This window comes from Kitasatospora sp. NPDC001132, from assembly GCF_053598415.1.
Window position 1 is genome coordinate 77,764 of sequence record NZ_JBSFKF010000010.1, and the last position, 24,521, is coordinate 102,284.

Consider the following 24,521-nt stretch of genomic DNA (forward strand, 5'->3'; position numbering starts at 1 on the left):
GCCGCCGCGGCGGAACCGGGCTGACAGCCGTCGGGTGCGCCCTCTACGGTGCCCGCACATGGTGACGCCGACGCTCAGGACCCTGACGACCGCCGACTGGCCGCTCTGGCGGGAGCTCCGCCTCGCCGCCCTCACCGACGCGCCGGACGCCTTCAAGGCGGGCCTCGCCGACTGGCACCGGGGCGGCGAGGACCGCTGGCGTGACCGGCTCCGCGTCCCGGGCGCCCACCACGTCGCGGCGCTCCTGGACGGCGATCCGGTCGGTCTGGTCGGCGGCCTCCCCGGATCGCCGGACGGCGTACGGGAGTTGCGCTCGCTCTGGGTGGCTCCGCGGGCGCGCGGCCGGGGTGTCGCCGACCGGCTCGTCGAGGAGGTCGAGCGCTGGGCCCGGGACAGCGGCGGCACCACGCTGCGCCTCGCCGTCCTGCCCGGCAACGAAGCCGCGTTCGCCCTCTACCGCCGCCACGGCTTCGCCCGGCTCGCGGAGCGCGGTGACCTGCTCGCCGACGGGGTCACCCGGGAAGCACTCCTGGCGAAGCCCCTGCGGTGACGGCGGCCGCCGCGGCGGAGGCGGCGTGGAGGGAACACCAAGGCGGGGCCTGTGCCGTACGGGGGACGGCACAGGCCCCACCTCCCATCGGACCGACGGGTCGACCGACCGGTCACATGTGGGTGCCGCCGTCGATGCGGAGCTCGGTGCCGGTGACGAAGGCGCCGTCGTCGGAGGCGAGCATGGCGATCACGCCGGCCACCGTCTCCGGGCCGGCGAAGCCCTGGCCGAGGGCGGGGGAGAGCTTGGCCAGCAGGCTGAGGTCGGCGTCGGCGGGCAGGCCCGGGTTGTGGGTCATGCCGCTGTCGATGCTGCCCGGTGCGACGCAGACCGCGCGCAGGCCCTGCTTCGAGTACTCCGAGGCGATGGCGTGGGTGAAGGACTGGATGCCGCCCTTGGTCGCGGCGTACGCGGCCATGTAGGGGTGGGCGAAGCCCGCGGAGGTGGAGCTGAAGTTGACCACCACGCCCTTGCCGCCGGCGAGCAGCGCGGGGAGCGCCTCACGGGTCATCAGGAAGGTTCCGGTCAGGTTCACCGCGAGGAGCTTGTTCCAGAACTCCAGGCTGGTCTCGTGGGTGTGCGCGGAGCGGAGGATGCCGGCCGCGTTGACCAGCACGTCCAGACCGCCCAGGCCGGAGATCGCCTCGGCGACGCCCGCGACGACGGCCGCCTCGTCCGAGATGTCCAGCACCTGGATGGTCAGGCGGTCCGCGGTGCCCTCCGCGGTGGCGCGGTCCAGGGTCTTCTTCAGGCCGTCCTCGTTGACGTCGGCGGCGACGACGTTCCCGCCCTCGGCGAGGATCCGGTGCACGGTGGCCTGGCCGATGCCCGAGCCGCCGCCGGTGATCAGGACGTTCCGTCCGTTGAAGCGCTCCATGGTGGTCTCCGTTCGTTCGCGGTCTTTCGATCCCGATTGACACGGTACGCCTTAGTGACACGTCGTGCCAAAAAGTCCATTCGTGCTGATCCGGCGTGACGTGCCACCAAGTCGCGGCGTGTCTCCTTGGCATTCGCCCGCGTAGGCTGGCCCCGTGACCGGACGCCCGACCCTGACCCAGCGCCGCCGTGAGGCCACTCGGCTGGAGATCGCCCGCGCCGCCGCCGCGCTCTTCGCCGAGCGGGGAGCGGAGGCGACCACCGCGGAGGAGATCGCCGTCGCCGCGGGCATCTCGCTGCGCACCTTCTACCGGTACTTCTCCGTCAAGGAGGACGCCGTCGCCCCGCTGCTCGCGGCGGGCGGGCAGGAGTGGGTGGAGCTGTTCGCGGCGAGCCCCGCGGACCTGCCGCTGCGGGAGGCGCTGGAGCGCGCGGCGGTCGCCTCGCTGACCCCGGCCGACGAGGGGCGGGTCGAGATGATGCAGTGGGCCCGCGGCCTGCTGCGCGACCCGAAGCTGAGCGCCACCTGGCAGCGCGTCCACGCCGACTCGGAGGAGCGGCTGCGGGTCGCCCTCACCGAGCGCTGCCCGGACGGCACCGACCCGCTGGAGATCCGGCTGGCGGCCGCCGCCGCGACCGCGGCGATCCGGGTGGCCCTGGAGCAATGGGCCTCCTCCGGCGCGGCCCTCGCCGGCCCCGGCTCCCCGCAGGACCTCGGTGCGCGCTGCATGCGCGAGCTCACGGCGGGGCTGCGGCTCTGGGAGCGGGTGGCGGACGGGGTGGGCGGGGCGGACGGGGTGGGTGGCTGAGCCGGCGGGTGACAGCGGCCCGGCGGTCGGTGGCGGACGACAGATGACAGATGGCAGGCGACAGATTGCGGGCGACAGATGTCGGCTGACAGAGTTCAGGTGACAACTTTCGAAATCTGTTATCTGAAAGTTGTCATCTGTTCGCCCCTCTCCCCGTAACCTCCCAGCCGCGATCAGCTTCCTCCCAGCCGGCGTTAGGGTTGTTCCTCGCGCCCCGGCGGGGGAACCGGGGTGACCTCCTCGGATGTCCCCAGCGGAGGGGACTGGAGTTCGAGGCGTGGGAGCAAGCAGGACATGGGTCTGACAAGCCACAAGGTGCTGGCGTTGACCGCACTGATCGCGGTCGTGATGATGGTCGGCACGGTCTGGTTGTGGCCCAGGCTCGCGAAGAGGACCTGGCAGGCGGTACTCGGCCGGATCGGTGCCCTGCTCGCCACCCAGCTCGCGGTGCTCGCCGCGCTCGGCCTGGTCGCCAACAACTACTTCGCCTTCTACAGCAGTTGGGACGACCTGCTGGGCACCGGCGACACCGGCCCGGTAGTCATCCACAACAAGGCGGACGCCTCCGGCCGGCTGATGGTGGAGACGATGGGCCAGGCCTCGGTCAAGGGCGGCGGCGCGATGGGCCGCGAGCCCGCCCAGTCCGGCGAGATCCGCAAGATCCGGATCGACGGCGCGGTCAGTCGGCTGTCCACCGAGGGCTACGTCTACCTGCCCCCGCAGTACTTCCAGCCGCAGTACGCCCAGAAGCAGTTCCCGGCGGTGATCGTCAGCACCGGATTCCCAGGAATCGCCGAGAATCTGATCACCCGCTTCAACTACCCGGGCGCCGCGCTCAAGCTGCTGCAGGAAGGGCGGATGCAGCCGACCGTCATGGTCCTGGTGCGCCCCTCGCCCGCGATGCCGCAGGACACCGAGTGCGAGGACGTCCCGAACGGCCCGCAGTCCGACACCTACTTCACCAAGGACGTCCCCTCGGCGATCCAGGCCAGCTTCCGGGTCTCCACCGACCCGCAGGCCTGGGCGTTCATGGGCAACTCGACCGGCGGCTACTGCGCGCTCAAGCTGGCCATGCGCCACCCGGACGTCTTCCCGACCGCCGTCGCCCTCTCCGCCTACTACGACGCCGCCGACGACCCGACCACGGGCGACCTCTTCGGCGGCAGCAAGCAGCGCCGCGACGAGGCCAACCTGTTCTGGCGGCTGAAGAACCTGCCGCAGCCGAAGGTGTCCGTGCTGCTGGCCGGCACCAAGAAGGGCGACGGCAACTACCGGCAGGAGACCGAGGCCTTCGTCGACGCGGTGCAGAGCCCGATGAAGGTCTCGTACAGCATGCTGGAGAACGGCGGCCACAACTTCGAGACCTGGAGCGCCCTGCTGCCCTCCTCGCTGGAGTGGCTGTCCCAGCACCTCAAGGTGCCGAACCAGGCGGCATGAACCCGGACGACCGGACCCCCGGAGCAGCGGCCCCGGGGGTCCGGTCGTTCAGTCGGACCGGGCCGTCCGGTCGGGCCGGGTCGTTCAATCGGACCGGGCCGTTCGGGCGGATCGGCTCGTACAGCTCGTTCCGCGGCCGTACGGCTCCGACAGCGCGGCGGTCCCGCCGCTCAGGCCACCCGCTCCAGCGTCCCGGTGTGCAGCTCGCCGACCCGGCCGCCCTCGCCCTCGAAGGTCCAGAAGGCGCGGACCGTCAGCTTGCCGAGGTCCATCACATGGCTGACGGTGATCCCGCTCTGCTCCGTCCAGCTGACGAAGTAGATCTCCGGCGCGACCTCGGCGACGTGCAGCCGCACGTCCTCCCACTGGCCCGCGGACTCGCCGAGGCCCTCCCAGCGCAGCCGCGTGCCGTCGGCCGAGTAGGTGTTGCGGAAGGCCGCGCCGTTGTCGGCCCGGAAGAGGTAGGTACGGCCGGCGAAGGCGGGCAGGGGCGCGGTCATGGTGGGGCGGGTCCTCGTCTCTGTCAGGTCGTGGCGAGCACCCGGTCGGGCTCGCCGCTCTTGTGCACGGCGGATGATGGCCGACGTCCAATTTATCCGACCGGGCGCAGTCGGTCAGGCACTCGCCACGGTACGGTCCGCCACCGCGCGGTCGCCCGGGTGTGCGACCGGCACATGGGCAGGGCCGCGCGCCGGTCCTACCGTCCGGCCATGAGACGTACCCCCACACGCCCCAGCCCGACCACGCGCCCCGGCAGGAGGCGCGTCCCCACCGCCCTCACCGCCGTGCTGCTGACCCTGGCCGCCGCCCTCCTCGGCACCCCCACCGCCGCCCAGGCGGGCACGGCCCAGGTCACGGCCACGGCCCCCCTCACCCTGGAAGCCACCTTCCCCACCCCCGGCAACGGCTGGGCCAAGGTCGAGCGCTACCTCGACACCACCCCCGGCTTCGGTGCCGAGCAGTTCCCCTCCGACGGCCGCGGCGACCAGGACGGAGCCCGCCGGACGTACTTCGGCACCGCCCGGCCCTCCTCCGCCCGCTTCCTGCTGTACTCCGCCGCCGGCTGGGACACCGGCAGCCAGGCCACCCCCGTCCTGCTGGTCCACGGCGCCAACGACAACGCCGACCGCGCCTGGGCGAACCCGGGGGAGAGCGGCACCTGCGGCGCCGCGAGCTGCCCGTCGACCGGGCTCGCCCAGTACCTCGCCGGCAACGGCCGCCGGGTCTTCGCGATCGGCTTCGCCCACAAGCACGGAGACAACCTGCTCCAGGCACAGGCCGTCGGCGACGCCGTCGCACTGATCCGGTCCCGGCTCGGGGTCCCCCAGGTCGACGTGGTGGCCTGGAGCAAGGGCGAGGTCGCCGCCCGGGCGTACGTGTCCTCGGTGAAGCCCTCCTGGGGGAGGGCGTACGCGGGCGACGTGCGTCGGCTGATCACCCTCGGCGGTCCGCACGGCGGGCTCGACTACGTGTACGCGCACGGCTGGGACTTCGACCTGGTCACCTGGCCGGCCTGCGGCGGCACCGCCAACGCGCCGTCCCCGCACCTCTACATGACCTGCTACGGCACGTACACCGCGCAGCCCTGCCTCGGGGTGCTGCCGAGCGGCGGCTACGACTGCTACCCGGGCCAGCGCCAGCTGCTCGCCCGCTGGGACGGCACCTACGGGGTGGACACCACCGCGCAGGACTGGTGGACCACCTACTACGGAGGCCAGGGCTTCTACACCTCCGGCCAGGGCATCCAGGCGGCGATCGACGCGGGCTCGCTGATCGCCCCGCTCCGGCAGGCCGGCATTCCGGCCTCGGTACGCACCTACCTGCTGGCGGGCGGGTCCGCCGACATCCCGGGCGTGCTCAACGAGGGCCGCGGGCCGAGCGACGGCCTGGTCTTCACCGCGAGCGCGCTGGACACCACCGGCATCGCGACGGTCGGCGGCACCCGGCTGCTCACCGGCCTCAACCACCTGAAGCTCGCCTGGGCACCGGACGCGGCGAGCCAGGTCAACGCCTGGCTGAGCTGAGTCGGGAAAACCGATCAACTCAACTGCCGTGCAGCGTCGTTGATCGCGACCGGTCCACCCCGCGCCGCAGCGGAACTCCCCGATCACCGTCGCCCGGTCGACAGGGCCACCCCTGCCGACCGGGCCACGTGACTCAGGAACCGGCAGCCGTCTCGACCACCGTGATGTCGAACGGCTGCCGGTTGTTGCCCTCGTTCCGGTCGTCCGCGCTGCGCACCGTGACCGAGCCGCCGCTCAGCCTGCCCGCCGGCAACTCCGGGTCGAGCCGGACCGGGATGAGGGCGGTCGCGCTGCGCCCCTCCCGCAGCCCGGGCCCGAACACGCAGCGCACCACGCGGCCGTGGCCCGTCACCTGGCAGTCGGACGGGAAGAACGGGCCCTCGGGGCTGACCCCCTCCGGCAGGCTGACCAGGACCGTGAACGGGGAGGCGGTGCTCTCCGGGCCGCCGTTGCCGGCGAAGGCGCGGACGGTCGTGGTGCCGCCGGGTGTCGCCGCGTCCGGGTCCGACCGGACCACCTCCAGGTCGGAGGCGGACGGCCGCGCGACGGCGGGCGCGGGCAGCGTGGAGGCCCCGGACGTTCCGGACCCGGCGTCGGACCCGGAACCCGCTCCTGGCTTCGCCCCCGGTGTCGCCGGTGCGGGCAGGGTGGAGACCCCGGGAGTCGCCGGTGCCGGCAGGGTGGAGACCCCAGGCGTCGCCGGCGCGGGCAGGGTGGAGACCCCGGGAGTCGCCGGTGCCGGCAGGGTGGAGGCCCCGGGAGTCGCCGGCGCGGGCAGGGTGGACGGTGTACCCGTCGCGAGGACCTCCACCGCGGGCCGGGGCTCAGGCCGGCGCAGCGCCCAGGACGGGTCGCCGGCCAGCACCGTCACCGCGCACCCCGCCGCCACGGCCGCGACCAGCCCGGCCCCGCCGAACCCGCGGCCGCCCGCGACGCGCCGTGCGCTGCCATGCCGTGCGCCGTCACCCCGCGCGCCGTCACCCCGCACGTCCTCGCCTCGCGCGTCCTCGCCTCGAACGTCGGCATCGCGTACCCCGCCGCCCGGTGCGGCCTCCCACGCGTCCCGGTGCTGCTGCTCCATCCCCGCTCACCCTGCCCTCGCGTCCCGGCCGCCCGCGCCGTTGCGGGCCGCGTCGGCACCAGGGTGGCGGAGCCGTCGCCGGAGCCCGGTGGCAACCCGCCCGCCGTCCGCTCGAACGGATGACGGGCGCGCCGTCCCGACCGGGTCGGCCGGCAACTGGGGTTGACGGGTTGTCAGGGGGCGAGGACCTGCCCCAGCCGGGTCGCGATCTGGTGCATCACCGGCACCAGGGAGGCGTCCCCGTCCTGCTCCTCCAGGGCGCGGATCCGGGCCTCCGGTCCGGAGACCGAGAGCGCGGTGGGCGTCGGCGCGCCCGGGACGGCGAGCGCGATGCAGCGGACGCCGATCTCCTGCTCCTGGTCGTCGACCACGTAGCCGCGGTCGCGGGCCTCGGCGAGCTGGCGCATCAGCTCCTGCGGGTCGGTGACCGTGTACTCGGTGTGCGCGGGCAGCGGGTTGGGGCCGAGGACGGCGCGGGCCTCGTCCTCGGGCAGCTGGGCGAGCAGCGCCTTGCCGACGCCGGTGCAGTGCGGCTGGACCCGTCGGCCGACCTCGGTGAACATCCGCATCGAGCGGCGCGACTGCACCTGCCCGACGTACACCACCTCGCCGCCCTCCAGCACCGCCAGGTTGGCCGTCTCGCCGGTGGCCTCCATGAGTTCGGCCAGGTAGGGGCGGGCCCAGCTGCCCAGCAGGCGGCCGGCCGTCTCGCCGAGCCGGATCAGCCGGGGGCCGAGGGTGTAGCGGCGCGCGGTGTCCTGACGGACATAGCCCTGCTGGACGAGGGTACGAACCAGCCGGTGGATGGTCGGCATCGGGAGGCCGGAACTGGTGGAGAGCTCGCTGAGGGTGGCCACGCCGCCGGAGTCGGCCAGCGCCTCCAGGAGCTGGAAGGCGCGCTCGACGGACTGCACGCCGCCGCTCGCGCGGTCCGCGCCTGTCGTCGATGCTGAGTCGGGGGTCGCGGCCACCGGTGTTTCCTTCACTGTCGGGGAGGAGCGGATTCCCGGCGAACTCTTCAACAAATCGTTGAAATTCTGTATCGCGGAAACTAGTCTCCACCTTACAGAATCGAACCCCGCCGGCCGGCGGGTGCCGATCGCGGAAGTTCCCCGAGGAAGTTCCTGCCGGAGCTCCCTCGCCAGGCTCAACCGTCTTAGGAGTGTCCTGCTCATGGCTGCAGATCAGGGGTCCGTCGGTTCCTCCCCCGCCGCTCCGGTCGTCACCGTCGCCGGTCCTCGCGTCCATCGGTCGGAGGAGGTGCTCACCGCGGAGGCGACCGCCTTCGTCGCCGGACTCCACCGCGCCTTCGAAGGGCGCCGACAGGAGCTGCTGGCCCGGCGGAAGGCCCGCCGCGCCGAGATCGCCGCCGCCGGGACTCTGGACTTCCTCCCCGAGACCGCCTCGGTCCGGGCCGCGGACTGGAAGGTCGCCGAGGCACCCCGCGCGCTCCAGGACCGCCGGGTCGAGATCACCGGCCCGACCGACCGCAAGATGGTCGTCAACGCGCTCAACTCCGGGGCGCGGATCTGGCTCGCGGACTTCGAGGACGCCACCTCGCCGACCTGGGAGAACGTGATCGGCGGCCAGCTCAACCTGATCGACGCCTTCGAGGGCCGGATCGACTTCACCAGCGCCGCGGGCAAGGCCTACACCCTCAAGCCCGCCGCCGAACTCGCCACCGTCGTGGTCCGCCCGCGCGGCTGGCACCTGGACGAGAACCACCTGCTGGTCGACGGCACTCCGATGGCCGGCGCGTTCGTCGACTTCGGCCTCTACTTCTTCCACAACGCCGCCCGGCTGCTGGCCAAGGGCGCCGAGGACCCCAACTCCGGCCCGTACTTCTACCTGCCGAAGACCGAGAGCCACCTCGAGGCCCGGCTGTGGAACGACGTGTTCACCCACGCCCAGGCCGAACTCGGCATCCCGCACGGCACGATCCGGGCGACCGTCCTGATCGAGACCATCACCGCCGCGTTCGAGATGGACGAGATCCTCCACGAGCTGCGCGACCACGCGGCCGGCCTCAACGCCGGACGCTGGGACTACCTGTTCTCGATCGTCAAGAACTTCCGCGACGCCGGCGAGCACTACATCCTGCCCGACCGCAACAGCGTCACCATGGCCTCGCCGTTCATGGCCGCCTACACCCGGCTGCTGGTGCAGACCTGCCACCGGCGCGGCGCCCACGCGATCGGCGGCATGGCCGCGTTCATCCCGAGCCGCCGCGACCCGGAGGTCAACGCGGCCGCGCTGGAGAAGGTCAAGGCGGACAAGGACCGCGAGGCCGGCAACGGCTTCGACGGCTCCTGGGTCGCCCACCCCGACCTGGTGCCCGTCGCCCGGGCCTGCTTCGACGCGGTGCTCGGCGAGCGGCCCCACCAGAAGGACAACCCCGGCCCGGCCGAACCGGTCACCGCCGCCCAGCTGCTCGACATCGCCGGCGCCGGCGGCAGGTGCACCCGCGCAGGGCTGCACAACGCCGTCCAGGTCGGCATCCGCTACATCGAGGCCTGGCTGCGCGGACTCGGGGCCGTCGGCATCTTCAACATGATGGAGGACGCCGCCACCGCCGAGATCTCCCGCTCGCAGATCTGGCAGTGGATCCACAACGGGGTCGTGCTGTCCGACACCGGCGAGAAGACCACCGTCGAACTGGTCCGCGCCCTGGTCGCCACCGAGCTCGCCGAACTCCGCGCCGAACTGGGGGAGGAGGCCTACGGCGCCGGCCGCTGGTGCGAGGCCGCCCGGCTCTTCGAACAGGTCGCCCTGGCCGAGGAGTTCGTGGACTTCCTGACCCTCCCCGCGCTCCCCCTGCTGGGCTGAGCCCCCGGCCGGCCCGGCCCGTTCCGTTTCGCCCGTACGGAACGGCCTCCCTCGTTTTCCCGCACAGGAGTCGAACCCATGGCACGCATCTTCTTCAACGGCCAGGCGATGGTCGGCGGCCCCTTCCACGCGAAGGTCGCCGACGCGCTGGTCGGGCCGGCCCGGACCGCGCCCGGCTACCGCTTCTTCTCCATCGACGACGTGTGCCCCGGCCTCCTGCGCGACCCCGCCGTCGACACCGCGATCGAGGGCGAGCTGTACGACATCAGCCTGGAACACCTGCGGGACGCCATCCTCCCCGGCGAGCCGCGCGAACTGGAGCTGGGTGTGATCGAGCTGGAGGACGGCTCCGCGTGCCTGTCCATGCTGCTCGCCCGGGGCGAGGTGGAGCGCGGCGTCCACCGCGAGATCACCCATCACGGCGGCTGGCGCGCCTATCTGGCCACGCTGGGGCGAACGGCCTGACGGCTGACAGTCGACGGATGACAGATGGCAGCTGACAACTTTCGTCATCTGTCATCTGTCATCCGTCATCGGTCGGCCGTCGGCTGTTCGCCGTCATCCGTCGACCGCCCGTCGCCAGGTCGTCCCCCGGCCCGCTGCGCCGGTAGAGGACGCTGCGCCCGTGCAGGGTGCGCTCCAGTAGGCCGGCGCGCCGTCTCCCGCAGCCAGCGAGGCCGCCGGGGCGGGTTCGTGGCCTTCGTCGCCCCGACGGCCAAGGCCATGAACAGATAACAGATGACGAAAGTTGTCAGCCGTCATCTGTCCGCCCCCTCCCCGGACACCCCGGAGCCCGATGCGGGTGTCAGACCGGACGGGCCGCCAGCTCGCGGGCGGCCCGCGCACAGTCGCGTGCGATCCGGTCCTCGTCGACGGTGGTCAGCTGCCCCTTCTCGACCACCGCGTTGCCGTTGACGAACAGCACCGACAGCGGCGGCAGTGCGCCGAAGGTGAGCGCGGCGACCGGATCGGCGATGGACGAGTGCATGATCCCGTCGATCTTCCACAGCGCCAGGTCGGCCAGCTTGCCGGCCTCGACCGAGCCGATCTCGTCCTGCCGCCCGAGCACCCGGGCGCCGCCCATGGTGCCCAGGCGCAGTGCCTGCCGCCCGGTGAGCGCGGCGGGGGAGCCGTGCAGCCGGTTGATCAGCAGCGCGTTGCGCAGCTCGGTGCCCAGTTCGCCGGACTCGTTGGAGGCGGCGCCGTCCACCCCGAGCCCGACCGGGACGCCGGCCCGGAGCATGTCGGGCACCCGGGCGATGCCGGCCGCCAGGCGGGCGTTGGAGGACGGGCAGTGGGCGACGCCGGTGCCGGTCTGGGCGAACTTGGCGATGTCGGAGTCGTTCATGTGCACGCAGTGCGCCATCCAGACGTCCTCGCCGAGCCAGCCCACCGACTCGAAGTAGTCGGTCGGCCCCATGCCGAACAGCTCCCTGCAGAACTGTTCCTCCTCGGCCGTCTCCGAGCCGTGGGTGTGCAGCCGGACGCCCTTGCGGCGGGCGAGTTCGGCGGACCGGCGGAGCAGCTCGGTGGAGACGGAGAAGGGCGAGCACGGCGCCACCGCGATGTGCAGCATCGAGCCGAAGGAGGAGTCGTGGTACCGGTCCACGGCGGCCTCGGACGCGGCCAGGATGTCGTCCGGTTCCTCGACGGCGTGGTCCGGCGGCAGCCCGCCGTCCTTCCGGGAGCGGTCCATCGAGCCGCGCAGGGCGGTGAAGCGCAGGCCGAGTTCCCGGACGGCCTCGATGGAGGCGCCGAGGACGTCGCCGCCGTCCTTGGGGAAGACGTAGTGGTGGTCGGCCGCGGTGGTGCAGCCGGACTTGAGCAGCGCGGCGGCGGAGCCCTGGCTGGCCGCGTGCACGAGCTTCTCGTCGACCCTCGCCCAGGTCGGGTAGAGGGCGACCAGCCAGTCGAACAGGATGTGGTCCTGGGCCAGGCCACGGGTGATCCACTGGTAGAAGTGGTGGTGGGTGTTGACCAGGCCGGGGGTGACGAGGTGGCCCTCGCCGTCGATCCGGCGCACCACGTCGTCCAGCCATGCGGGGGCGGGGCCGTCGCCCACCGCCTCGATGGTGTTGCCGAGAATGACGACGTGGCCGCGGGCGTACTCGGTGTCGTTCGTGTCCACGGTGGCGATCGCGGCGTTCTCGATCACGATCCGCTGGTCGCCGGGCGGGGGCTGGACTGCCATGTGTGACTCCTAGGGGAGGGCCGGAGGGAGCGTACGCCGCACGGCGCACGCCCCTCCCCGGACCGGTCAGGACGGTCTCGCCGTCGGAACTTCCGGAACCACCGGAGCCGCCGGAACCACCGGAACCACCGGAGCCGCCGGAACCACCGGAGCCGCCGGAGCCGCCGGAACCGGCGCGCCGGAGGCCGGGCCGGACCCGGGTCGGCGGGCGGCGCCAAAGTGGTGGAAGAGCAGGTTGAGCAGGGCGGCCATCACGCAGCCGGCCGAGATCCCCGAGTGCAGCAGGGTCCGGGCGGCCCTCCGGGAAGGAGTCGTAGAACGTCGGCGCGGCGATCGGGATGATGCCGACACCGAGCGAGACCGCCGCCAGGACAGTGTGCGAGTTGGACTCCATGCCCGCCTCCGCGAGTGTGCGGATGCCGCTGGCCGCGACCGTGCCGAAGAGCACGGTCCCGGCGCCGCCGAGGACGGGCTGCGGAACCGGCGAGACGACCGAGCCCAGCACGGGGAACAGCCCCAGTAGGACCAGGATGCCTCCGCCGGCCGCGACCACGAAGCGGCTGCGGATCCTCGTCAGCGCCACCAGCCCGATGTTCTGGGCGAAGGCGCTGGCGGCGAAGCCGTTGAGGACGGGACTGAGCGCGGTGGCCAGACCGTCCGCCCGCAGGCCGGCGGCGAGGGTGGGTTCGTCCGCCTCGCGATCGACGATCCGGCCGAGGGCGAGCATGTCGGCGGTGGACCCGGCCATCGAGACCACCATGACGATGCACATCGAGACGATCGCGGCGGCGTCGAACTGAGGCGCGCCGAAGTGGAACGGGGAGGGGAGCGCGAAGATCTTCGCGTTCTGTACCGAGCCGAAGTGGCCAGCCCCAGCGGGAAGGCGATCAGGGTGCCGAGTGCCAGGCCGACGAGCGGTGACAGCTGCTGCCAGAAACCGCGCGGAGTGCTGCCCGAGGCGGAGCACGGGGTGGAACGACCGGTGCTGTTCGGAGCGGAACGACAAGTGGAGCGCGAGGGCCGGTTGGCGCGGCGCTTCCGGGCGGCGTCCACCTGGTGGGGGAGGTCAGGTGACCGGGATGACCGGGACGACGCCCTCGCGGTGCACGGTGCCCTCGATCAGGCCGTACATGCGGTCCGCGGCGTAGTAGACCTCGTTCTCGTTCCTGAGGCCGAACGGCTCCAGGTCGACCAGGAAGTGGTGCTTGTTCGGCAGTTCGAGGCGGACCTCGTCCACCTCGGCGCGGTTGTCGAGGACCCGGGTGCCCATCGCGTGCAGCGTCTGCTGCAGCGAGTAGGAATAGGTCTCGGCGAAGGCCTCCAGCAGGTGCCGCTTCACCTGGGTGTAGGAGCGGTTCCAGTCGGGCTGCGCCTCGCCGTCCCGCCCGCTGTGGCCGAACTTCCACCGGGCGGTCACCTGGGTGGCGAGGATGCGGTCGTACGCCTCCTCGAGGGTGGTGTAGTCGTCCTTGATGTAGCCCCAGAACTCCGAGTCGGTGGAGTTCATGACGACCAGGTCCTTCAGGCCCGAGATGACCCGGACGGCTTCCCCGTCGTAGACGATCTCGCTGGTACGGACCTCCTGGCCGCTGCGGACGAAGGAGTGGCCCACCTCCACCTCCTTCTCCTCCTCCACCTCCTCCTCCGAGCCGATGAAGCCGGCCGAGCCGTCCCGCGACCGGATCCGCTCCCAGGCGTACTCCTCGATCCGGATCCGGGCGCCGTGCACGACGCCGCGCTCCGTGTCGTCGACGAAGTGGCGGGCCAGGAGGATGCCGAACGCCTCGGCCGACTCGATGCCGTACTCCTTGGCGAAGGCGTAGACGGTGTTCTTGATGGTGTCGGTGGGCAGGCAGTTGGCGTTGGACCCGGTGAGGTGGACGTCGTCGAACTCGCCGCGCAGCGAGACCGAGACGTTCAGGTCCTTGATCTCGTGCCGGGCGGAGTCGCGGTGGATCCGGACGATGCGGTTCTCCGCCTTGCCGTACTGGTTCTGACCGAGCACGTGGGCCATGACGTGGCTCCTAGGCTTTCCAGGTCGGTCCACTAGCTTCCGCGGTAGACCGAGTATCCGAACGGACTGAGCAGCAGCGGCACGTGGTAGTGGTGCTGTTCGGGCGCGACCGTGAAGACGATCGAGACCTCGGGGAAGAACGGAGGCGCGGAGGACTCGGGTGCGTGGTACGCGCCGGTGTCGAAGAGCAGCCGGACGACCGAGCCCGCCTCCACGGCCGGCAGGTCCCTGGCCCGGCCGTCGGAATCCGTGGCGCAGGTGCCGAGCACCTGCCAGCCGCTCTCGGTGTGCAGTGCGAGCTCGACCGGGACGCCTTCGGCCGGCCGGCCGAGGCTGGTGTCGAGCACGTGGGTGGAGATGCCGGTCATCGGTGAAGTTGCCTTACCTGTGGCGTGGATGGCGAAGCGTCAGTTGTGGGGCGAGGCGAGGGGATGTGAATCCGGACGCCCGGCCAGTGCGATGTCGTCGCCACGAATGTGACGAAGCGTCAGGACAGGTGTCGGGATGTGTCGAGCAGGCGATTGAGCCGGATGTCGTTGATCTTGCGAAGCTCCTCGCGGACGATCTCCGCCTCGGTGGCCGCGTCGTTGGGGTGGCGCTCGCGCAGCGCGGCGAGCAGGCCGACCGCGGAGCGGCCGGTCGCGCAGATCAGGAACACGTGGCCGAACTTGGCCTCATAGGCCGCGTTGGCCTCGTTCAGCTCGTCGAGGACCGCCTGGTCCACGCCCCGGATTCCGGCCTGTTCGCGCTCGGAAGTGGCGTCGCCCGTCAGGGGCTCGCCGATCCGGGCATGGCCGGCCACCGCGTCGCGCAGGTCCTCGGCCGTCAGGGACGCCACGGCGGCCGCGTTGGCGGCGAGCAGGGCCTCGCGGTCGGACCAGGGCTTGTCCGCCGCGACCGCGGCGGCCCAGCGGGGGCTGGAGCAGACCTCCAGCAGGATCCCTTCCAGCTCCGCGGCATCGGCCGCGGCCAGGGCGTCGAGGGTGTGGGGGTGGTTGGTCACGAGTGGACCTCCTGGAGAGTGGTGCCACCCGGAAAAGCTAGATCGGGCCCACCCGGTCGTCAACACTTTGTTGAACGATTGGTGGCTGCGTTTCGAACGGGGCCGCGATGTCGGGCCCTTTCGTGTGCGATTCGCCAAGTGTGCCCCGCCGCAAGCCGATCCAGTCCTGTCGTGGCGGCGGGGTCACCCGTTCGGAAGCCCCGCGGCGGGGTCCGGGCGCGCCCCGGAGGGCGCCGAACCGGGCGTCAGGACGACTTCGCGCCGTCCTGGCGGTTCAGGTAGTTGTACACGGTGAAGCGGCTGACGCCCAGGGCCGAGGCAACGGTCTCCACGCCGTGGCGGACGGTGAACGCGCCGCGCTCCTCCAGCAGGGCGACGACCCGCTGCTTCTGCGACCGGTCGAGCTCGGCCAGCGGGCGGCCGTCGAACTGGCGGGTCATCTCGGCGAGCATCCGGTCCAGCGCGCTGCTCAGGTGCGGCAGCCGGACGGCCAGGGCGGGGGCGCCCTCCCACTCCAGGACCACGTCGTCGGGCTTCGCCTCGTTCAGGGGGACGGGCGTCGCGCCGACCGCGGCCAGCAGCGGCTTCACCGCCGCGGCGAGCGGGTGTTCCACGTTCTCGGTCACGGCGTACCGTCCTCCTCGCCCAGCACGCTGACCTGGACCGAGATCCGGGTCGCCCCGGCGTCCAGCGTCTCCTTGAGCAGCTTGGTCACCGCGGCCAGGACCTGCTCGGCCTCGCCCTCCGCACCGGTGCCGAAGGGGCCGACGGACACGGCCAGGCCGGCCGCGTCGACGACCTCGCGAGCCGCCGCGGCGTGCTCCGGGAACGCGTCCAGTTCGAACGGTTCTGTCGTGAACTCCACCATCAATCGCACGGGGTCACTGTAGCGAGCGGGGGTGCGGACGGGGCAGGGGCTTGGGTGATCGAACGGTCCGGCCCCCGCGAGCGGCGACAGCCCGGCCCCGCGAGCCCTGAGGCGACTTCAACAAAATGTTGCAACTCCCTTGATGCTCGCTCGGTCGGCCGGAGATGCTTCCATCGTCTTCCATTGCGCAGAATCCTCTTCCGTATCGTGGAAATCGGCGAGGGAAGAGGGCTGAGAGGGGAGTAGCGACATGACGGCGGCTGCCAGGCACGGCTTCACGGTCAACCTGTCGATCCTGTTCGGCGAACTGCCGCTCCCGAAGCGGCCGCCGCGGCCGCCGCGGCCGGATTCACCGCCGCCGAACTGTGGTGGCCCTTCGGGGCGGAGCACGAACCCTCGCGGGCCTAACTGCACGCGCTGCGCAGGGCGTTCACCCACGCCGGCGTGCGGCTCACCGGCCTCAACCTGCTGGACGGCCTGAGCGAGGGTGCCCGTGGGACCGTCTCGCTACCGTCCGAGCGGGACCGCTACCACGCCAACCTCCCGGTCGCCGCGGAACTCGCCGCCTCGCTCGGCGCCACCGCGCTCAACGCGCTGTACGGCAACCGGGTCGAGGGCGTCGACCCGGTCGAGCAGGACGCGCTCGCGCTGGAGCACCTGGTGCTCGCTGCGCTGGAGTACCGCCCCTCCACCGGGGTCAGCGCCGACAGCGCGAGCTGGACTTCGAGGACCTGTTCGCCCGGCTCACCGCCGCGGGCCACACCGGCGTGATCGGCCCTTCGGGTGACTGCCGCGCGAACTGCGCGCCGCCGCCAGGTAGTGGAGCCGATGAGCGTCACCCCGCCGCGTGCCGCCGAGCCGCGGGCCACCGGGGAAGCGTCGCCGAGTCGCGGGCCGCCCGCGCCAACGGCGACGGCTCGCTCGACCACTCGGCGCTGCTGCGCGGCGTCGAGCGGCTCTCCGGCCGCGAGGTCGGCTGACATCCCGGGGGCTCCCGGGCGGAGCGCCCGGCTCCGAACTCCTCCTGGCGGCGTGTACCCGTTCCGGTCGTGCCGGCGCCGCCAGGAGGCCGCACTCGGCCGGCGAGCGGGCCGGGGCTCATCCGCCCGCCCGCCGGTCGAACCAGGCCCGCGACGCGTACGTCCCGCCGTGGGGGCGCCTCGATCGAGCCCGGTACGCGTGGTCCGGCTTCGTCCCCGCCGAGGGAGGCCTCCCGTACGCCCGGCCACGCAGATTGAGGGGCTCGCATCCCGAGCCACCCGGGCCCATGCTGGACGCACGCGCGTCGGGCGCACGTCTGCCGGGCGCGCGTCTGTCGGATGCATGCCTGCCGGACGCACGCCTGCCGGACGCGCGCCTGCCGGACGCACGCATGTCGGACGCACGCCGCAGGACCACCGCCAGACCCGTACGGAAACGAGGACCGCGCCATGCCACCCACCCCCCACGAGGGCCATGTGGTCGTCGCCCCCGACAAGTTCAAGGGCAGCCTGGAGGGCGCCGAGGCGGCGGCCCGGATCGCCGCCGGCATCCGGCGCGCCGCGCCCGGCACCGAGGTGCGCGAACTGCCCGTCGCCGACGGCGGCGAGGGCACCCTGGCCGCCGCGCTCGCGGCCGGCTTCAGCAGGGTCCCGGCCGAGGTGGCCGGCCCGACCGGACTGCCGGTGGACGCCGCGCTGGCCGTCCGGGACGACACCGCCGTGGTCGAGCTCGCGCAGGCCTCGGGCCTGGCCCGGCTGCCCGGCGGCCGGGCAGCCCCGCTCACGGCCGGGTCCTACGGGGTCGGCCAGCTGATCGCCAAGGCGGTCTCGCTCGGCGTCAAGCGGATCGTCCTGGGACTCGGCGGCAGCGCCTGTACGGACGGCGGCGCCGGCATGGTGCAGGCCCTCGGGGCGCGGCTGCACGACGCAGACGGCGTCGAACTCCCGCCCGGTGGCGCCGCGTTGCGCCGGCTCGCGGAGATCGACCCCGGCCCGCTGGCCGACGCCCTGGGCGGGGTCGAGGTCGTGGTGGCCTGCGACGTGGACAACCCGCTGCTCGGGCCGCGCGGCGCCGCCGCCGTCTACGGCCCGCAGAAGGGCGCCGACGGCGCGGATCTGGTGGCGCTGGAAGCGGGGCTGACCCGGTTCGCCGACCTGGTCGCCGAGGCCACCGGGCGGGACGTCCGGGAGGCGCCCGGCGCCGGCGCCGCCGGTGGGGTGGGCTTCGCCGCCCTGGCCCTGCTCGGCGCGACCGTACGACCCGGCATCGAGCTGCTGCTCGACCTGCTGGGCTTCGACGCGGCCGTGCGCGGGGCACGCCTCGTCGTGACCGGCGAGGGCTGCCTGGACGCGCAGACGCTGCACGGCAAGGCCCCCGCCGGAGTCGCCGCGGCCGCCGCCCGGGCCGGGGTCCGGGTGGCCGCCGTGGCGGGCCGGCTGGAACTCACCGAACCCGAGTGGCGCGCCGCCGGCTTCACCGCCGCGATCGCCCTGACCGACCTGATCGACTCGACCGACCCGACCAACTCGACCGACCCGATCGACCCGAACGCCCTGGCCGGCCCGCCCGACCTGACAGACCTGGCCGAGCGGTCGGGGCAGAGCATGGCCAGGGCCGCCGAGCTGGCCGAACTCGCGGGGGAGCGGCTGGCCCAGCGCCTGCTGCCGGGCTGACCCCGTGCGCGCGGAGCCGCCGGACGCCGCCGACCCTCCAACGCCCGTCCATTGACGTTTTGTTGAAGACAGGCCTAGGCTCCCGGCAATCCTTCGCCTCCACCCGTGTTCGCGCACCACCGACTCCCAGGTTCCGGAGGTCTCCCATGCCCTTCAGCCAGCCGACGGTGATCCGCTCCCGACGGGCGGTCCTGCCCGACGGCGAGCACCCCGCGGACGTGCTGATCCAGGACGGGAGGATCGTCCGGACGGCCCCGCACGGCTCGCTCACGGCCGGTGGCGGCGAACTCGTCGACCTCGGCGGCACCGCGCTGCTGCCGGGCCTGGTCGACACCCACGTGCACGTCAACGAGCCCGGCCGCACCGAGTGGGAGGGCTTCGCCACCGCCACCCGGGCCGCCGCGGCCGGCGGCGTCACCACGATCGTCGACATGCCGCTCAACTCGATCCCGCCCACCACCACGGTGGCCGGGCTGGCGGCCAAGCGGAAGGCCGCCGAGGGCCAGGCCTGGGTCGACCTCGGGTTCTGGGGCGGCGCCGTCCCCGGCAACCTCGCCGACCTCGAACCCCTGTACCGGGAGGGCGTGTTCGGCTTCAAGAGCTTCCTCGCCCCCTCCGGGGTGGAGGAGTTCCCGCACCTCGAGGCCGCCGACCTGACGGCGGCGCTGGCCGAGCAGGCCCGGATCGGGGCGCTGGCGATCATCCACGCCGAGGACCCGGCCGTGCTCGCCGCCGCCCCGCAGCAACCCGGCGTCCACTACCGGGACTTCCTGGCCTCGCGGCCCGCCGACGCGGAGACCGCCGCCGTCGCCCACCTGCTCGCGGCGCTGTACCGGACCGGCGCCCACCACACCGGCGCCCGGGTGCACGTCCTGCACGTCTCCTCCGCCGCCGTGCTGCCGCTGCTGCGGCGGGCCCGCGAGGACGGCGTACGGGTGACCGCCGAGACCTGTCCGCACTACCTGACCCTCGCCGCCGAGCAGGTGCCGGACGGCGACACCGCCTTCAAGTGCTGTCCGCCGATCCGCGACGAGGCCAACCGGGACGTGCTCTGGCAGGCCCTGGCGAACGGCGAGTTCATCGCCGTCGTCTCCGACCACTCACCGTCCACCCCCGACCTCAAACTGCTGCCCGAGTACGGCGGCAGCGGCGACTTCGCGGCCGCCTGGGGCGGCATCGCCTCGCTCCAGCTCGGCCTGCCGGCCGTCTGGACCGAGGCCCGCCGGCGCGGCCACGCCCTGGCCGACGTGGTGCGCTGGATGTCCGCCGGACCGGCCGCCCTGGTCGGTCTCACCGGCACCAAGGGCGCCATCGCCGCCGGCCACGACGCGGACCTGGTCGCCTTCGACCCCGACGGCGAGTTCGCCGTCCGGGCGAGCGGGCTGCACCACCGCAACCCGGTCACCCCGTACGCGGGCCGGACCCTCACCGGCGCGGTGCGCACCACCTGGCTGCGCGGTCGCGCGGTGGACCCTGCCGCCCGCCCCTTCGGCCGGCAGCTCGTCCGGCCGCACTCCCACCCCGACCCCACCTCACCGCCATCCCGTCCGAACCCGCCCAAGGAGAGTCAGTGACCACTGCCGGCACCCCGAGTGCTCCCTTCACCGAGCTGGTCGACCTGGCCTCCCGACCGCTCGGCGCGGGCGTCGTCGCCACCAACGAGGACACCTTCGCGGACGCCGAGAACCTGCTGGTCGCCGCGCCGGCCGAGTTCCGCCCGCACACCTTCGGCCACAAGGGCCAGATCATGGACGGCTGGGAGTCCAGGCGCCGTCGCGGAGTCTCCGCCGAGCAACCGCACCCCACCGACGCGGACCACGACTGGGCGATCGTCCGGCTCGGTGCCGCCGGGGTGATCCGCGGCGTGGTCGTGGACACCGCCCACTTCACCGGCAACCACCCGGAGTCCGCTTCGGTCGAGGCCGCGTCAGTCCCCGGCCACCCCTCGCCCGAGGAACTCCGGGCCGCCGAGTGGACCACGATCGTGCCGCGCACCGGGCTCAGGGGCGACACCGCCCACGAGTTCGCCGTCGCGGACGGCACCCGCTACACCCACGTGCGGCTGAACATCTTCCCGGACGGCGGCGTCGCCCGGCTGCGGGTGCACGGCGAGGTGCTCCCGGACCCGCGCGAACTCGAAGGCCTCACCTTCGACTTGGCCGCCCAGGAGTACGGCGGCGTGGCCGAGGCGGCGTCCGACCGCTACTTCTCCTCCCCGCACAACCTGAACGCTCCCGGCCGCGCCTGCGTCATGGGCGACGGTTGGGAGACCCGGCGTCGGCGCGACAAGGCCAACGACTGGGTGCGGATCGCCCTGGCCGGGGGCGGTGAGGTCCTGGCCGCCGAAGTGGACACCTCCTGCTTCGTCGCCAACGCCCCCGGCTGGGCCGACCTGATCGGCTTCGACGCCTCGACCGGGGCCCACCCGGCCGACGGCGAATGGTTCGAACTCCTGCCCCGCACCCGGCTCCAGCCCGACACCCGGCACCGCTTCCGGCTCGACGCGGGCCGCCCGGTGACCCACGTGCGCATCAACGTCTACCCGGACGGCGGCCTGGCCCGCCTCCGGCTCACCGGCCGCCTCACCGAGGCCGGTCGCACGGCCCTCGCGCTGCGCTGGTTCGACGCCCTCCCGGCCGCCGAGGCCCGTGCCGCCCTCGCCGCGGCCGGTGCCGCCGCCGGCGAGGCCGCCGCGCTGACCGCCGCCCGCCCGGTCGTCGACCCGACCGGGGCCGCGGCCGTCGTCCGGATCCTGCTCGGCTAGTCGACGGACCGCCGGTTCACCTCCGGAGTCACGAGCCCTACGCGTTCGGGCCGCCCGGCCCGGACCGGCGACGCGCCGTCCCCGCCGCAGCACTCCTGCCCGGCGGTCGCGGAACGCGCCCCTGCCTCGTGGGTGGTGGGGGAGGGGCCGTCGCGTCCGCCCAGGTCGGCGGACGGGGCTACACGGATTGTTCACGGATATGTACGGACGGCAGTCGTCGGAGCCGCCGGGTCGATAGGCTGGTGCGTGCCCGCGGTCGCTCCGTGGGGGGACATCGGAAGGGGACGACATGTCGACACCAGCCCCGGGTCGTCACGCCGCGCTTGACCAGGGTCCGACGGGCCCGTTCACCTCCCTCCAGCACGCCCTCAGACTGCTGGAGGCGGTCGACCGCCACCCCGACGGTGCCACCCTGGTGGCCCTCGCCCGGGAGACCATGCTCGGGCTGCCCACCGTGCGGCGGCTCGCCGAGATCTTGGAGGTCGAGGGCTATCTCCAGTGCCAGGACGGGGGTTGGCTGCTGGGCGGCACCTTCGCGCTGCTCGGCCAGCACAACCGGGAGCAGTTGGTGAAGGCCAGGCTCAACCGCAAACTCGCGGAACTCCGGGACGAGTTGGGCGCCGCAGTGTACTTCGGCCGGTACCACGACGGCGAGTTGTCGGTGGAGGCGGTCTCGGCCGCCGACTACGCCCCGGCCGTGCAGGAGTGGGTGGACTTCAGGGCGACCGCGCACGCCAGCGCGATCGGCAAGTGCCTGCTCAGCCAGCTGGACGTGGACGCCCGGCGCGACCACCTCTCCCGGCACCCGGTCGCCCGGCTCACCTCCCGCACCGTCACCGATGCCGACCAGTTGATGCACCGGCTGGAGCGGCAGCCGGCCACGGTGCCGGTGCTCGACATCCAGGAGTACGCGCTGGGCACGGTGTGCGCGGCGGTGCCGATCACGGCGGGCAGCACGGTCGGCTGTCTGGCCACCTCGATGCCGGCGGACAACATCCACAAGCTGAAGGCCGCCGCCGAGCTGCTCGCGGCCCGGGCGGCGCCGCTGATGCTGGCGATGGCGGTCTGACGGCGGGTCGGCGGTCGCACGCGGTCAGGGGAAGCCCTGCCGGGAAACCGGTGGGGCTTCCCGTGTTTCCCGTGGCGTCGGCCGGTGCACATCACTTATTAGACTCGATGTCGATAAGGGTGGGCGAAACCCTTGTCCCCAGGGCTACCCGCGAGTACGTTTCCCTGGAACCGAGCCGCCGCCCCCAGGTCAGGAGGGCCTGCCATGCCCCGTTCCACCCTCGTCCCCGCCCTCGCCGCCCCCGCCGCGCGCGTGCACGACAACCTCGTCCTGGAGCCCCGGGACGTCCGCTTCGACTGGGCCCAGCTGCCGCTGCACTGGATCCCGGACGAGCCGATGGCCACCCACGTCATCAACGTGCTGCACCTGCTGCTGCCCGAGGGGGAGCGCTGGTTCGTCAAGGTGTTCAAGGAGGCGTTGCCGCTCATCCGGGACGAGCAACTGCGCGAGGAGGTCCTCGGGTTCATCGGGCAGGAGGCCATCCACGCCGAGGCGCACCAGGAGGTCCTGGACCACCTGCTCGCCCAGGGACTCGACCCGAGGCCGTACGTCCGGCAGATCTCCTGGCTGTTCCAGCGGGTCCTCGGCGACAAGCCGGGGCTGACGGCGGCCCGGCAGCGGGAGAGCGTCATCGAGCGGGTCGCCTTCATCGCGGCGATCGAGCACTTCACCGCCTTCCTCGGCAACTGGGCCCTCAACTCCCCGGGTCTGGACCGCGCCAAGGCCGACCCGACGATGCTGGACCTGCTGCGCTGGCACGGCGCGGAGGAGGTCGAGCACCGCAGCGTCGCCTACGACCTGATGGTCCATCTGGACCCGGGCTACCTGCGCCGGGTGCGCGGGATGGTGTTCTCGGGGCCGCTGCTGGTCCACCTCTGGGTGCGCGGCGCCCGCTTCCTGCTCGCCGCCGACCCCACCCTGGAGGGGCGGCTCAAGCCCACCTGGCGGGAGGCGGGCCGGATCGCCAAACGCGGACTGCTGCCGGACCCGTTCAGGTCGATCCGCTCCGGGCTGCGCTACCTGCGGCCGGGCTACCACCCGACCCAGGAGGGCTCGTCCAGCCAGGCGCTGGGCTACCTCGCCACCTCCCCGGCCGCCCGCGCGGCTGCCGGGCGCGGCTGACGGCCGACAGGTTTCAGCGAACAGATGACGTTATCTGTTCGCTGAACTCTGTTCGCTGAAATCTGACATCCGAAACCTGTCAGCTGTCGCCCGCCGCCCGCCCGCCGCCCCGCTCCCACCCCAAGGACCCCGCCGGATGGACCAGCTCACCCCGCCCCCCGACCTCTACGGCCGCCCCCGCGCCGACGGCTTCATGCGCTGGCTCACCGCCTTCGGCGACCGCTACCACCCGGCCCTCGGTGGCCCGCTGCTGCGCCGCAACCCCCGCCGCCCGTACAGCCGCCCCACCCCTGCGCTCCGCCTGGTCGTCGCCGAGCGCCGCCAACTTGCCGCCAACGTCGTCGAGTTGACCCTCGTCGACCCCTCCGGCAGTCCGCTGCCCGGCTGGCAGCCCGGCGCCCACCTGCGCCTCGTCCTGCCCTCCGGCCGCGAGCGCCACTACTCCCTCAGCGGCGACCCGGCCGACCGCACCGCCTACCGCATCGCCGTCCGACGGCTGCCCGAGGGCGGCGGCGGGTCCGTCGAGGTCCACGACGCCCTGCACCCCGGCACCCGGCTCACCGCCCGTCGCCCGCGCAACGGCTTCGCCTTCTGCGCCGAGCCCGCCGTCCTCCTGCTGGCCGGCGGCATCGGCATCACCCCGCTGCTCCCGATGGCCCGCGAGGCGCAGCGCCACGGCCTGGACTGGCGCCTAGTGCACGTCGGCCGCAGCGCCGACACCCTCCCGTACACGGACGAGCTGCGGGCCCTCGATCCGCGCCGGGTGCTGCTGCGCACCGACGACGAGCACGGCGGCGTCCCCACCGGCGCCGAACTGCTCGCCCACGCCCCGCGCGGCGCCGCCGTCTACTGCTGCGGCCCGGCCCCGATGCTCACCGCCGTGCAGCGCGCCCTGGACGGCTCTCCGGCCGCCTCGCTGCACTTCGAGCGCTTCGGAGCCGCCCCGATCGCCGACGGCGAGCCCTTCACCGTCCGCCTCGGCGTCGACGGCCCCGCCCTCGACGTCCCCGCCGACCGCTCCGCCCTGGACGTGCTGCGCGAGGCCCGCCCGGACCTCCCGTACTCCTGCCACCAGGGCTTCTGCGGCACCTGCGAGGTCCGCGTGCTGGCCGGCTCGCCCGATCACCGGGACCGCCGCCTCACCCCCGAGCAGCGCGCCGCCGGCGCCCTGCTGCCCTGCGTCTCCCGGGCCGCTGAGGGCGAGACCCTCGTGCTGGACCTCTAGAAGGAGCC

Annotated in this window: 22 protein-coding genes and 2 pseudogenes; 13 read left to right on the forward strand and 11 right to left on the reverse strand. The window is 73.2% G+C overall.

Annotation, left to right across the window (positions count from 1 at the left end):
- The first annotated feature begins 58 nt into the window (after nucleotides 1-58).
- Nucleotides 59-550 (forward strand): GNAT family N-acetyltransferase, encoded by a 492-nt coding sequence (locus ACWDBE_RS16205; protein ID WP_449788855.1) that lies wholly within the window; start codon nucleotides 59-61, stop codon nucleotides 548-550.
- Between the two features lie 112 nt (nucleotides 551-662).
- On the opposite strand, the gene ACWDBE_RS16210 is transcribed toward ACWDBE_RS16205, so the two are convergent.
- Nucleotides 663-1,427, reverse strand: a complete 765-nt coding sequence (locus tag ACWDBE_RS16210; RefSeq protein WP_449788854.1) for an SDR family NAD(P)-dependent oxidoreductase — start codon at nucleotides 1,425-1,427, stop codon at nucleotides 663-665.
- 154 nt (nucleotides 1,428-1,581) lie between these two features.
- Here ACWDBE_RS16210 and ACWDBE_RS16215 point away from each other — a divergent pair, with 154 nt between their 5' ends.
- Entirely contained in the window at nucleotides 1,582-2,235 is a 654-nt protein-coding gene (locus tag ACWDBE_RS16215) for a TetR family transcriptional regulator (protein ID WP_449788853.1), read from the forward strand.
- Between the two features lie 294 nt (nucleotides 2,236-2,529).
- Nucleotides 2,530-3,672, forward strand: coding sequence for an alpha/beta hydrolase (locus ACWDBE_RS16220; protein ID WP_449788852.1), 1,143 nt, complete (start codon nucleotides 2,530-2,532; stop codon nucleotides 3,670-3,672).
- Nucleotides 3,673-3,842: 170 nt separating this feature from the next.
- Here the strand turns inward: ACWDBE_RS16220 and ACWDBE_RS16225 are convergent, their stop codons facing one another.
- A complete protein-coding gene (locus ACWDBE_RS16225) occupies nucleotides 3,843-4,172 on the reverse strand; it encodes a MoaF-related domain-containing protein (protein WP_224275159.1) in 330 nt (109 codons plus the stop codon).
- Between the two features lie 210 nt (nucleotides 4,173-4,382).
- Here ACWDBE_RS16225 and ACWDBE_RS16230 point away from each other — a divergent pair, with 210 nt between their 5' ends.
- The gene (locus ACWDBE_RS16230; RefSeq protein ID WP_449788851.1) at nucleotides 4,383-5,696 is read left to right on the forward strand and encodes an esterase/lipase family protein; all 1,314 of its coding nucleotides are present in this window, start codon (nucleotides 4,383-4,385) and stop codon (nucleotides 5,694-5,696) included.
- A 133-nt stretch (nucleotides 5,697-5,829) separates the two neighbouring features.
- On the opposite strand, the gene ACWDBE_RS16235 is transcribed toward ACWDBE_RS16230, so the two are convergent.
- Together ACWDBE_RS16235 and ACWDBE_RS16240 are read right to left on the reverse strand one after the other, a co-directional pair.
- A complete protein-coding gene (locus ACWDBE_RS16235) occupies nucleotides 5,830-6,777 on the reverse strand; it encodes a hypothetical protein (RefSeq protein WP_449788850.1) in 948 nt (315 codons plus the stop codon).
- A 173-nt stretch (nucleotides 6,778-6,950) separates the two neighbouring features.
- Nucleotides 6,951-7,748, reverse strand: a complete 798-nt coding sequence (locus ACWDBE_RS16240) for an IclR family transcriptional regulator (protein WP_449788849.1) — start codon at nucleotides 7,746-7,748, stop codon at nucleotides 6,951-6,953.
- 202 nt (nucleotides 7,749-7,950) lie between these two features.
- On the opposite strand from ACWDBE_RS16240, the gene aceB reads away from it, so the two are divergent.
- Together aceB and ACWDBE_RS16250 are read left to right on the forward strand one after the other, a co-directional pair.
- Nucleotides 7,951-9,603, forward strand: a complete 1,653-nt coding sequence (gene aceB, locus ACWDBE_RS16245) for a malate synthase A (RefSeq protein WP_449788848.1) — start codon at nucleotides 7,951-7,953, stop codon at nucleotides 9,601-9,603.
- A 78-nt stretch (nucleotides 9,604-9,681) separates the two neighbouring features.
- Nucleotides 9,682-10,068 carry an allophanate hydrolase-related protein gene (locus ACWDBE_RS16250; protein ID WP_449788847.1) on the forward strand — a complete coding sequence of 129 codons (387 nt, stop codon included), beginning with the start codon at nucleotides 9,682-9,684 and terminating at the stop codon, nucleotides 10,066-10,068.
- Between the two features lie 340 nt (nucleotides 10,069-10,408).
- Here the strand turns inward: ACWDBE_RS16250 and ACWDBE_RS16255 are convergent, their stop codons facing one another.
- The 7 genes and pseudogenes from ACWDBE_RS16255 to ACWDBE_RS16285 all read right to left on the reverse strand — a co-directional run bounded on the left by ACWDBE_RS16255 (nucleotide 10,409) and on the right by ACWDBE_RS16285 (nucleotide 15,679).
- Entirely contained in the window at nucleotides 10,409-11,794 is a 1,386-nt protein-coding gene (locus ACWDBE_RS16255) for an 8-oxoguanine deaminase (RefSeq protein ID WP_449788846.1), read from the reverse strand.
- A 66-nt stretch (nucleotides 11,795-11,860) separates the two neighbouring features.
- A pseudogene (locus ACWDBE_RS16260) lies at nucleotides 11,861-12,736 on the reverse strand (solute carrier family 23 protein); the annotation flags it as partial.
- A gap of 124 nt (nucleotides 12,737-12,860) precedes the next feature.
- Nucleotides 12,861-13,808 carry a factor-independent urate hydroxylase gene (gene pucL / locus ACWDBE_RS16265; protein WP_449788845.1) on the reverse strand — a complete coding sequence of 316 codons (948 nt, stop codon included), beginning with the start codon at nucleotides 13,806-13,808 and terminating at the stop codon, nucleotides 12,861-12,863.
- A gap of 32 nt (nucleotides 13,809-13,840) precedes the next feature.
- A complete protein-coding gene (gene uraH / locus ACWDBE_RS16270) occupies nucleotides 13,841-14,176 on the reverse strand; it encodes a hydroxyisourate hydrolase (RefSeq protein WP_449788844.1) in 336 nt (111 codons plus the stop codon).
- 119 nt (nucleotides 14,177-14,295) lie between these two features.
- A complete protein-coding gene (gene uraD, locus ACWDBE_RS16275) occupies nucleotides 14,296-14,811 on the reverse strand; it encodes a 2-oxo-4-hydroxy-4-carboxy-5-ureidoimidazoline decarboxylase (RefSeq protein ID WP_449788843.1) in 516 nt (171 codons plus the stop codon).
- A gap of 245 nt (nucleotides 14,812-15,056) precedes the next feature.
- Nucleotides 15,057-15,437 carry a helix-turn-helix domain-containing protein gene (locus tag ACWDBE_RS16280; protein ID WP_449788842.1) on the reverse strand — a complete coding sequence of 127 codons (381 nt, stop codon included), beginning with the start codon at nucleotides 15,435-15,437 and terminating at the stop codon, nucleotides 15,057-15,059.
- On the reverse strand, nucleotides 15,434-15,679 hold the full coding sequence (locus ACWDBE_RS16285; RefSeq protein WP_449788886.1) for a thiamine-binding protein: 246 nt from the start codon (nucleotides 15,677-15,679) through the stop codon (nucleotides 15,434-15,436). The genes ACWDBE_RS16280 and ACWDBE_RS16285 overlap by 4 nt, the downstream gene beginning before the upstream one ends.
- A gap of 250 nt (nucleotides 15,680-15,929) precedes the next feature.
- Between ACWDBE_RS16285 and ACWDBE_RS16290 the strand changes: the two are divergent.
- From ACWDBE_RS16290 to ACWDBE_RS16320, 7 genes and pseudogenes are all read left to right on the forward strand, one after another.
- Nucleotides 15,930-16,351: pseudogene (locus tag ACWDBE_RS16290) on the forward strand (TIM barrel protein); the annotation flags it as partial.
- Between the two features lie 758 nt (nucleotides 16,352-17,109).
- A complete protein-coding gene (locus ACWDBE_RS16295) occupies nucleotides 17,110-18,333 on the forward strand; it encodes a glycerate kinase (protein ID WP_449808351.1) in 1,224 nt (407 codons plus the stop codon).
- 146 nt (nucleotides 18,334-18,479) lie between these two features.
- Entirely contained in the window at nucleotides 18,480-19,907 is a 1,428-nt protein-coding gene (gene allB / locus ACWDBE_RS16300; RefSeq protein ID WP_449808352.1) for an allantoinase AllB, read from the forward strand.
- Nucleotides 19,904-21,097 (forward strand): allantoicase, encoded by a 1,194-nt coding sequence (gene alc, locus ACWDBE_RS16305; protein ID WP_449808353.1) that lies wholly within the window; start codon nucleotides 19,904-19,906, stop codon nucleotides 21,095-21,097. The genes allB and alc overlap by 4 nt, the downstream gene beginning before the upstream one ends.
- A gap of 289 nt (nucleotides 21,098-21,386) precedes the next feature.
- Nucleotides 21,387-22,166 carry an IclR family transcriptional regulator gene (locus ACWDBE_RS16310; protein WP_449808354.1) on the forward strand — a complete coding sequence of 260 codons (780 nt, stop codon included), beginning with the start codon at nucleotides 21,387-21,389 and terminating at the stop codon, nucleotides 22,164-22,166.
- Nucleotides 22,167-22,370: 204 nt separating this feature from the next.
- Complete coding sequence (locus tag ACWDBE_RS16315; protein WP_449808355.1) at nucleotides 22,371-23,288, forward strand: metal-dependent hydrolase; 918 nt, start codon at nucleotides 22,371-22,373, stop codon at nucleotides 23,286-23,288.
- Between the two features lie 136 nt (nucleotides 23,289-23,424).
- Nucleotides 23,425-24,513 carry a PDR/VanB family oxidoreductase gene (locus ACWDBE_RS16320; RefSeq protein WP_449808356.1) on the forward strand — a complete coding sequence of 363 codons (1,089 nt, stop codon included), beginning with the start codon at nucleotides 23,425-23,427 and terminating at the stop codon, nucleotides 24,511-24,513.
- Nucleotides 24,514-24,521: the final 8 nt, after the last annotated feature.